This is a genomic window from Vibrio mexicanus (genome assembly GCF_001012815.1).
GTDB classification, from domain to species: Bacteria; Pseudomonadota; Gammaproteobacteria; order Enterobacterales; family Vibrionaceae; genus Vibrio; species Vibrio mexicanus.
Genome location: NZ_JYJP01000038.1, coordinates 1 through 7,918, shown reverse-complemented (window position 1 = coordinate 7,918; position 7,918 = coordinate 1). Strand labels below are relative to the sequence as shown.

Here is a 7,918-nt window from a genome sequence, read left to right as displayed (position 1 = left end):
CGAGTATGGCAGATTCCAAACTCACCACCCAATCCCACTCAGCCTGCAGCGTTTCAGCGCTTGCCGTGCTGAGTGGCAACGCGAACAAACCTAACCACCACGCTCGCGCCATCTATAGCTCCAGATCCGAATTACGGCTTAAGTACGCAGGGTTGTAGTACTTGTCATCCAAAGCCATAGGTTGAACATCTTGATATTCAATCACGGTCTTTTTCGCTGGTTGAATTTGATCGAGCAAAGTCATTTCCACCACACGCTTTTGACCTGAACGGTCCCCTTCGGTAAACCAAGCTTGTTTAGCAAGCTTGCCGGAGCGAAGGTAAAGATCCGCTTTGATTGGAAAATCGTTACTTGCATCAAGCCATAAATCAATGGCCTGATAACTCGCGCCCCCGTTTTTGCAATCAACTTGAGCTGGTTTGCAGTAATAGGTGCTAAGTCGCTGTTTGCAATTTCAACTTGCGTCTCTCCAACCCATTCGCCTTGGTAGTCTTCACTCCATGTCAATGTGGAAATGTCGCCAACCGATGCCTCTCCAAGCAATTTCTGCATCGGTGTAATACGGATTGGACGGCGGCTCTTAGGCATTAACAACCAATAGTTGTCGCCCAGCATCAACATCTTTTGGCCAGCTTCAACTTGCGATTTAAACAACACCAAAGATTCGCGGTCTGGACGTGTGTAGACATGGTATTGACGAGTTTTGTCTAACTCACCGTTTTGATAGAGCTTAACTTCCGATACGACTTTGGCCGAACTTTCATCCAGACGATAGTTATCTGCATTTTTGATCATTGCTGTCACATCTGGGTTAGCAGCAAAGCTGATGGAAGAGAAAAGCGCAGCGGCAGCGATGGACGTTGTTAGTAATTGCTTAAACATAGATTAAAGCCTCTGTAATTGGTTTATTCACGCCTTTTCTTGCAGACAGCCAAGCTGCAAAGATACAAATGATGGCAACTCCTAGCCCAGCATAAATAACTAACTCCGGTGAGAAGTAGATGCTGAGTGGATAGCTTTCGGTTCGACCCGGGGGTGGTGGCATTTGCACTTCGAATACCATCAAGAACACAGATGCTGCTGCGGTAAAAATTGCACCAATTAGCGAGCCAAACAGGGCAAGCAAAGCCGCTTCTCGCATAAACCCTGAAATCACCTCTTTTGGATAAGTTCCAAGTGCCGAAAGTGTGCCAATTTCGCGAGTACGCTCCGTCACCGACATGGTCATTGTGTTGAACAACGCAACAAACACGACTAATGCCATTACTGCTCCCATGATGCCGAAAATGCGGTCATACAGATTCTTTACTTTGACATAGAAAAACGCACGATCTTGCCAAGGTGTAATCTCGATATCCTGCGCTAAAATCATGTTGTTGAGTTTAGTCTCGACCCACTGCTGGGTTGCTGCTGTGTGATGAGTATCAAACAAGAACACCGACAGCGTACTGACTCGATCGCTCGCCAATAGGTCTTGGGCAGAGGTAATGTGCAAATAGAGCTGACGCTTATCAAGCTCAGGCACACCCGTTGAGTAAATGCCTCGAACTTTAAAGTCCACCGCGTTCAACGCCCCGTCACTGGTCGTCGCCAGTAGCGTTACCCAATCTCCGATCCCCACGTTAAGGTTTCTCGCTAAGTCCACACCCAACATGACTTCAGGTTCACCGGCGTCATAGCGAGGTGATTGAATGTTAGAAAGTGTCTTACCTTCGCGAACGTCTAAGAAAGGCCCTTTCATATCGAACTCTCGCTCATTGACACCCGTTGCAACGAAGATGGTCGACTTCATTCCATTGGACACAAGCCCCGAGAACTCAATTCTTGGTTGGACACCACGCACGCTATCGTTCGTTAATAGTTGCTTGGTTATCTCGTCTGCGTCACTGATCCCGTTCGCAAGCGGCACCTCTTCATCTTTCTCGAAGAACCCCGGCTGACTTAAGGTCAAATGCCCCGTATCACGAGCGGTCGACTCTTTTAATGATTCATAGGTATACAATCCAAACCCACCTGCACTGGTTAGCGCAAACACCGCGATAGCAATGATTAAAATGGATAACAGACTGCGTCGCCCATTTCGCTGCAAATTTAGATGCGCGATTCGATATGCGTTTGGAATTAACTTGCCCATCTCAACTCCTCCGAGGACAATTCACCATCAATTAGGTTGATGGTGCGGTCACACTGGCTTGCCATACGCTGGTCGTGAGTTGCCACAACGAACGTAGTTCTCATTTCATGGCCTAAGGTTTTCATCAGCTCAATAACAACATTAGCGGTATGGCTGTCTAGGCTTGCAGTTGGTTCATCAGCCACCACAAGTTGCGGCTTGTGGACCAATGCTCGAGCGATTGCCACCCGTTGCTGCTGCCCACCCGATAGATTGTCTGGCTTGTGATCCAGGTAGTCGCTCAAACCCACCTTCGCCAAGATTTCTGTGGCTCGCTTTTGCTGTTCTTTGGCGCTGTAACCATTGAGCATTAAGGGGTAGCAAACATTTTCTAACGCTGTCATCACTGGAACTAAATTAAAGCGCTGGAACACAAATCCAAGCTGAGTTCGACGCAGTTTCGCCGCTTGTATTGCATCTGTTGGGTATGGCGTGCCATTCAGTGTCACTTGCCCAAGATAGGCTTGGTCCAACAAACCTAATATATTCAATAGTGTACTTTTGCCAGAGCCTGACGGGCCACACAATGCAACCATCTCGCCCTTCGCTATTTCACCACTCACGCCAGCTAGTGCTCTAACCTGCTGATTACCTAATCGATAGGTTTTTTCAATTTGATTGAATACCAACATAATGCCTCCTTAAGCTGCATCTGCAATAATGGCTCTAGCTTGAGTCGTCATTGGGTCGGTGTCGTCATTTCGCGTCATTACTTCAAGCCATTGATTAGCTTGTTTCAAGTCTTCCGCACGAATCGCTGCCTCAATGGCATAGAAGTAAACCCAAGAAGATGCTGGGAATGGCTGCTGCTGAAACTCAGGGTCAGCAAGTAGGTCTAGGAAAAGATCGTAACCACGCTCGAAGTGATTAAACATGTCAGGCAATGATGTGTAGGTAGATGCAGCAATTGCCGTTGCTAAGTGAGATGCAGGTAGGCCTTGTCTTACCTCTTGGTCATTAACAAGTGAACCTTCAGAGATCAAAGACAGACCTTTAGCGATGGTCGCAAGCCCTTGCTCTGTGTACTTCATTTTATTCCAAGGCATGTAAGCATCGCGCCCCATCATGGTTTGTGTACTACCCAGATACACCATACTCAATGCATCTGCCCCTTGGCTGTCCATCTGGCTCTTCAATTTTTCAATCACAAACTCAACCTGGTCTTCATCGCCCATTGCCGCCTGATTATATTGTTCAATAAGCGCTTCGCTTGGTGCAGCATAGACGCTCGAGATGCTTAACAGCCCCGCTGCGATTGCTGTGCTTACATTGAGCCTTGTGCTACGCAAGATTCGCGCAGCTATAGATGTGTGTTCCATGTTCGTTCCCTCGTGGTTCAAATTTTATACCCAAGTAGCCTCAAGATGCGTGGTTCAGCGAGCATTGCCTAGTTTGCAAACGCGGCAACGATTCGACAATCTAGTGGTTCTAAATTGAGAATCGTTAACAAAGTATGCAGGCTAGGCAAACTCGCCCTTCGGGAGCGTGTCACGGGTTCAATTTCTGCGTTAAATGACTTGGAAAGAACTCGTTATTCCGCTGCGTCATTTGCCTTGAACTTGAACCCGTGACAACGCTCTGAATCCTGCATCTTGAAGTCACTTGGGTATACGCTATTAAGTTAACGAGGTTTCATCGCCCATGTAGGGCAATGCGATGAACGGTTGTTATCTGGATTGAACGGTTAGAATGTGGCGTTAATGGATCAGATTGGATGCAAACGGAACATAATTGGTGCGAATGGTTAAAGAGATTCCCAGAGAAAAACTGAACGATGAATACAAAAAGAGCCAGCATAATACTGGCTCTTGGGAGTTCGATTATAGATAAGCTTATGGCACACCGTGACCTTTAGAAGCGACCCAAACTCGGTACCATTGCTCGCGGGTTAGCTCAATACCCAATGAATCAACGGCAGCCTTAACGCGGTCAATCTTACCTGAACCGATAATCGGTAACGGATTGGATGGTAAACGGCGAATCCAAGCAAAGATCACCTGATCAATAGACTGTGCACCCACTTCTTGGCGAATCAGTTCAAGTTCTTCGCGTACACGTTTAGCCTGCTCAGTTTGGCCGGCAAAGATTTCGCCACCTGCTAAGCACGACCAAGCCATTGGGCGAGCTCTTAACATCTGTAGCTGATCTAGGGTGCCGTCATGCGCCACTTCGAAGTTAAGTGGGTTAATCTCAACCTGGTTAGTCACCAAGCTTTTGCTCACACGAGACTGAAGCAGCTCAAACTGACGCGGCGTAAAGTTTGAAACGCCAAAATGCTTCACTTTGCCTACTTTATGCAGCTCTGAAAACGCTTCTGCCACTTCGTCGGCATCCATAAGGACATCGGGACGATGAATCAATAGAAGATCAATATCATCCACACCCAGACGTTCAAGAGAGTTATTTACTGATTGGTAAATGTGAGAAGCGCTAGTGTCGTAGTGATTAATTTTACGATCCGGATTCTTCGGCGTGCACAGGTTGATATCGCATTTAGTCACTATCTGAATTTCGCTGCGCAGGCTCTTATCCAAGGCTAACGCTTCACCAAACAGTTTTTCACATTCATAGCCGCCATAAATATCGGCATGATCGACTGTGGTAACACCAAGTTCGATGTGTTTTTTAAGGAAGGTCAGTCGCTCTTGAGGAGTCATTCCCCAATCCGCTAAACGCCAATACCCTTGAACGAGTTCAGAGAACTCTGGGCCTTGAGGTGCGATGGTAACTTTATCGACCATATTATTTCTCTCCTCTAAATAAAACTGAGCTCAGACTATGTAGATTTGCCAGAATGCACAACAAGACCTTATTAAAAGCAGTGTTAAATCACCTAAAATTGGGCGATGGAGCACATTCGGTAACCTCGGGGCAGATAGCTTCGCTGAGTTTCTCAGGCTACGTTAGCTTTTCTCATGGAGAATAAAACTTAGCTCTATCTGCCTGCCATTACTGTTAAACGTAGCAACTGAGCTTTTAAGATCAGAATCGAGTTTCCATACCATTCGGGTTTCGACAGACGCGCCACCTTGATTAACGAACTCAATCACCGCTTTATCTAATTCTTCGGGCGAGTAATTCGCACTCTGGTCTTTCACATTGAAGGTCTTGTTAAATCGAGTCACACTCGCCAGTTCATAACCATCTCTACGTAGATTAAGAAGTAACTGACTGTAGCTGCTATGGGAAAAGTCACTAAACAACGTTAGTTTGTACGGCTTGGCGCTAGCAAATTCAACCATGGCAAAGGTATCTTGCTGATAGTATTTAAACGCGTCTAAACAAAACACTTTGACTGAATCTTCTTCACTACAGTCAAACCAATCGCTTGATAACACGAGTTTCGTATTTTCTGCCCCGCGTTGATGGAAATAATCCAACACTTCTTGCGTACTTGCTAGGCTAATCGTCGGCCAAATTAAGCTGACTGCTATTAGTAATTTCCTCATCAATACCCCACGCTCTGCCCTATCCCATCAGTTTGTACAAAAAGTGCCAATTCAACAATCCCCCTTTGGAAGCTTGGCGGATCTATTAACGGATGAGTCAGTGCGCAAACTGGGGCGTAGGAGCAAGTAGGATGCTTCGCTGAATCATTCGTTTTAGATTAATTGTGGATAATTATAATTCTAAGGACTGAACGTGAAACTCAATACAATAACGACCCTTGTGTTGGCTTCCTGCAGCATAGCCGCGTGGGCAAGCCCTCAAATATCCATATCCACCACAACCAACAGTCGCAACTTTCCTTTGAACGCGAGTGAGCCCCTTGTTGTGCCTCTTGCGAAAGATGAATATGAAGTTCGCATCAACGGTATTGATGGGCAATGCGAGAGCTTCACTCACGACAGAGTAAAGTTTCGCAAGCCAATTGCACTTAATTGCAGCGCCGAGACCATCCTGCCGCTAAAGATTCGCTTCACGGGCGACTATGCTTTTGCCTTCAATCAAGATGAGAATACGCTCACCATTGAAAGGCAGACTAAAAAATCAGAGAAGAGCACCTTTAAACGACCAATACCGAACGTAACTTGCGAGTCCTATCAGGGTGGAGAGGTCACGTTAGCGCTTGGAGATACCTTTGCAGAGGGAACGCAACTTATTGAGGCCTTCTCGCGGCAGGAGGTCACGGTTCGTAATCAACAAGTCTCTTTGACGCCTTCAGAAAATAGTGGAGGGTTAGTTCTGCTCGAACCTGCTGACTCCCACGATAGAGAACCTGAATTTAACTACCGTAACGCCAATATCTACTTCGTTATGGTCGATCGCTACAACAACGCCGACTCAAGCAACGACCAAAGCTACGGCCGTCAGAAAGACGGGAAAGATGAAATTGGTACCTTTCACGGCGGCGATCTTAAAGGCATTATCGAAAAGCTTGACTACATTCAAAGCTTGGGTACTGACGCCATTTGCTATCGCCAATCGTAGAGCAGATTCACGGATTTGTGGGTGGCGGCTCTAGCGGTTCATTCCCATTCTATGCTTATCATGGTTACTGGACTCGTGATTTCACCAAGATCGATGAAAACTTTGGCAATGAAGAAGATTTAAGAACATTAGTGGTAGAGGCTCACAAACGAGGTATTCGCATCCTACTAGACGCGGTGGTCAACCATTCTGGGTACAGCACACTAGCCGACTTACAGTTCGACAATATTCAAGTTGTTGACACGGAAAATATGCCAGAAAAATGGGCTCTCTGGGCGCCCAAAGCAGACCAATCATGGCATAGCTTCAATGAGAGTATCGATTATCAACACGAGCAGTGGCAAAACTGGTGGGGGCCGGATTGGGTGCGTGCTGGGCTACCTGGCTATGATAAACCGGGTTCAAGCGCGACGTTAATGACGCTAGCAGGCCTGCCCGATTTTAAGACCGAATCCGGTCAGTATGTAACACCACCACAATGGTTGCTCGAGAACCCGAATACTCGCGTCGAAGCTCGTGAAAATTACACGGTGTCGGACTATCTGATTGAATGGCAAACTGATTGGGTTAAGCGTTTTGGTGTCGATGGTTTCCGCGTTGATACGGTCAAGCATGTTGAAGGTAAGGTTTGGCGTCGCTTGAAACAAGAAGCAACAAAGAGCTTAAACTCATGGCGAGAAGCACAAGGCAAAGATCCACAACCGTTTTGGATGATGGGAGAAGTTTGGGGCCATCAAGCTACCGCAGCCCATACTATGATGATGGATTTGATGCCTGATTAACTTTGATATGCAGAAAAAGATTGATAAGGGGGCAACGTGTTTCAGCCAAATGGCCTCAACCTATCAAGATTATTCAGATTCAATTGGCCAGTCTCCTGACTTCAACCCCGTCAGCTATATTTCTTCCCATGATACCGAGCTATTCTTTAGCCGCTTTAGCTCATTCGAAATGCAAAGAAATGCAGCTAACGCATTGCTGCTGACTCCGGGTGCAATTCAAGTTTATTACGGTGACGAGGTGGCTCGCGAGATAGGTCCATACGCAGACGATTTTCACCAAGGTACTCGCTCTGACATGATTTGGGCGCTTGATGAGCCGCGAGAGAAATTGCTCGAACACTGGCAAACGTTAGGACAGTTCCGCCAACGCCACCCAGCGATTGGCGCCGGTCAACATCAGGAGATTCCTCAAGAGAAGCACTATGTATTCTCAAGAACATTTGACAGAGACAAAGTCGTGGTCGCCTTTGTAGGAAAATAGAGTCGTTTCCATATTTCAAACTAAATGCCATAAAAAAGGCTCCTTAACGGC

General features: G+C 46.7%; 5 protein-coding genes and 2 pseudogenes. 1 reads left to right on the top strand and 6 read right to left on the bottom strand.

All coding sequences use genetic code 11. The annotated features are described in order from the left end of the window. Nucleotides 1-112: 112 nt before the first annotated feature. The 6 genes and pseudogenes from UA76_RS06580 to UA76_RS06555 form a co-directional block, all read right to left on the bottom strand. Nucleotides 113-882, bottom strand: a pseudogene (locus UA76_RS06580) (outer membrane lipoprotein-sorting protein). Further along, nucleotides 875-2,134: an ABC transporter permease gene (locus tag UA76_RS06575; protein WP_047044191.1), complete on the bottom strand. Its 1,260-nt coding sequence runs from the start codon at nt 2,132-2,134 to the stop codon at nt 875-877. The pseudogene UA76_RS06580 and the gene UA76_RS06575 overlap by 8 nt, the downstream one beginning before the upstream one ends. Continuing rightward, the gene (locus UA76_RS06570; protein WP_047044189.1) at nt 2,122-2,805 is read right to left on the bottom strand and encodes an ABC transporter ATP-binding protein; all 684 of its coding nucleotides are present in this window, start codon (nt 2,803-2,805) and stop codon (nt 2,122-2,124) included. Before UA76_RS06570 ends, UA76_RS06575 begins: the two co-directional genes overlap by 13 nt. A 9-nt stretch (nt 2,806-2,814) precedes the next feature. Next, complete coding sequence (locus UA76_RS06565; protein ID WP_047044187.1) at nt 2,815-3,492, bottom strand: hypothetical protein; 678 nt, start codon at nt 3,490-3,492, stop codon at nt 2,815-2,817. A gap of 513 nt (nt 3,493-4,005) precedes the next feature. Further along, nucleotides 4,006-4,914 carry an aldo/keto reductase gene (locus UA76_RS06560; RefSeq protein ID WP_047044185.1) on the bottom strand — a complete coding sequence of 303 codons (909 nt, stop codon included), beginning with the start codon at nt 4,912-4,914 and terminating at the stop codon, nt 4,006-4,008. A 162-nt stretch (nt 4,915-5,076) separates the two neighbouring features. Continuing rightward, nucleotides 5,077-5,622 (bottom strand): hypothetical protein, encoded by a 546-nt coding sequence (locus UA76_RS06555; RefSeq protein WP_047044183.1) that lies wholly within the window; start codon nt 5,620-5,622, stop codon nt 5,077-5,079. A gap of 193 nt (nt 5,623-5,815) precedes the next feature. Between UA76_RS06555 and UA76_RS06550 the strand changes: the two are divergent. Then, nucleotides 5,816-7,867: pseudogene (locus tag UA76_RS06550) on the top strand (alpha-amylase). The last annotated feature ends 51 nt before the right edge of the window (nt 7,868-7,918 follow it).

Excerpts from the sequence above, each read along its gene's own strand:
- UA76_RS06575 (WP_047044191.1), bottom strand. The coding sequence starts at position 2,134 with ATGGGCAAGTTAATTCCAAACGCATATCGAATCGCGCATCTAAATTTG.
- UA76_RS06570 (WP_047044189.1), bottom strand. The coding sequence starts at position 2,805 with ATGTTGGTATTCAATCAAATTGAAAAAACCTATCGATTAGGTAATCAG.
- UA76_RS06565 (WP_047044187.1), bottom strand. The coding sequence starts at position 3,492 with ATGGAACACACATCTATAGCTGCGCGAATCTTGCGTAGCACAAGGCTC.
- UA76_RS06560 (WP_047044185.1), bottom strand. The coding sequence starts at position 4,914 with ATGGTCGATAAAGTTACCATCGCACCTCAAGGCCCAGAGTTCTCTGAA.
- UA76_RS06555 (WP_047044183.1), bottom strand. The coding sequence starts at position 5,622 with ATGAGGAAATTACTAATAGCAGTCAGCTTAATTTGGCCGACGATTAGC.